The sequence below is a fragment of the Psychrobacter sp. 4Dc genome, assembly GCF_002836715.1.
In the GTDB taxonomy this organism is placed as follows: Bacteria; Pseudomonadota; Gammaproteobacteria; order Pseudomonadales; family Moraxellaceae; genus Psychrobacter.
This window is the reverse complement of the sequence record NZ_PJAT01000127.1, coordinates 1-1,959: the sequence shown is the minus strand read 5'-3', so window position 1 is coordinate 1,959 and position 1,959 is coordinate 1. Positions and strand designations below refer to the sequence as shown.

General features: G+C 30.9%; 1 protein-coding gene and 1 pseudogene. Both read left to right on the top strand.

What is annotated here, in order from left to right; translation table 11 throughout:
• A pseudogene (locus tag CXF61_RS14050) lies at positions 1-931 on the top strand (hypothetical protein); the annotation flags it as partial.
• A gap of 49 nt (positions 932-980) precedes the next feature.
• Positions 981-1,959 (top strand): nucleotide kinase domain-containing protein (locus CXF61_RS11850; RefSeq protein WP_165598332.1); only part of this gene is annotated, 979 nt, incomplete at its 3' end.

The following is a 1,959-nucleotide window of genomic DNA, read 5'->3' as shown; positions in this document are numbered from 1 at the left end:
AGATATTTTCTGGTATTTTACACTTATCACCATTGTTGAAAGCATTGATCTCTATGAATTAATCAACGATATCGATCCCTATGATAAACATGAAAGTACAATTTTCATAACAGGAATTAAAACCCGACCGTTTATTAAAGTTAAGTCTAAAGAAAGTATTAGTGACACTCAATTATTATTCAACGATCTGATAATTCATACAACATCTCTTAGCAAAGATACTACTTCAGAAAAAATTGAAAGATTTTTAAATATTTATCTGAAAATGATGGAATTTTTAAATCTTGATTTGTTAAGTATTGTTGAAAATAATACTTTTAAAATTAGAAATAGATTTGTACCAATTGAAGAACTTTATTTACCTCTATTATCGTTTGATAGCACTTTTAGTAAAGATGAGCAGCTACCAGTAGAGTTCGAGGTCCACATAGTTGAAAAACCGAATGGTAAGGCTTATCTGAAATGGAATGATGTATTTATCGGGAGTGCTCTAAATGACAACCATCAAGAGAATGATAATTACAAATATCATGATGTATTTCATTTAGCATTTGCAGCCATACTACACTGGTCCCCTACTTTTAGAGCCTTAATTAAACATAAGAGAAAAAGTGACCCTTCTCTTGATGAAACACAGGATAGTGGCAGACCGATTGTGATTGAAGAGGGTTTGAGTGCCTGGTTGTTTTCCATATCAAAGCAAAGGGGTATTGATTTTACTAAGGAAAGTAGTATTTCATATGATCTATTAAAAACTATTCAAATTTTCATCAGAGGATATGAGGTTGAAAAATGTCCGTTACAGTTATGGGTAAAAGCTATTATCCAAGGATATACGGTATTCAATCAGGTCGTCGCAAATAAAGGTGGCATTATAATAGGAAATCGTAGAGAAAGAACACTTGGATTTAAAAAGCTTGATACAGAATAAAAATCAGCCACTCTACAATATCTAAATCAAATAAATAGTTGTAATAATTATGATTAAACCGAATGAAGAGGTTTTTAAGTATTATTTTTACTTTATTCAAGAAAGAATGAATATATTTTGGAACAAGTATGAAGAAAACTATCCTCTAACACGAGACCCTACCCTACAGTCTTATAAATTTACAAATGTTTATAGAGCAATGGATAGAGTGAGTCAATACCTAATTAAAAACGTTATTTATTCAGATGAAAAATTTTCTGATAAAGATGTTTTATTTCGAATTATCGTATTCAAAATATTTAACAAGTTTGAAACATGGGAGTATCTTGAGAGTGAAATTGGTGAAATTTCTTTAGAAAACTTTAATTTGAAGCACATCAATAACGCTTTACTAGCGCGTAAAGTAAGTAATCCTATATTTAATAATGCTTATATGATGACAGGCACACATTCTTTATATAACCATCTTAATTATAAGCATGAAAAATGGCTCCAAATGGTTAAAGATGAGTTAATTGGGCAGTCTGTCATCGATAAAATCATCGATGCTACTTCTTTATCAGATACTTTTGACCACCTCAGAGGCTGCTCTTTTATCGGTGATTTTTTAGCGTACCAATATGCTATTGATATGAATTATTCAAATGTAATTAACTTTAGTGAGGATTCATTTGTAAAGGCAGGAATTGGGTCTATTAGAGGTATTAAAAAGTGCTTTGGTAATGCTTCGTCAGCGAGTTATAGTAATGAAGACATTATTAAATTCACGCAAGAAAACTTTGAATATTATCAGACAAAGTTTGATTTTGATGAATTCAAGCCTCTTTTTGGGAGAGCGCCTACTCTCATAGATTTACAAAACTGCTTTTGTGAAACGGACAAGCTTTTAAGAGTAAAGATGCCAGACTTACAAGTTCAGAATAAACGTATTAAGCAGCGATATAAAGAGACACCTAAGTCATTAGAGTTATTTTTCCCCCCAAAATGGAATATTAACAATAATATTGAAAGATTGTCTTTAGCTCCAA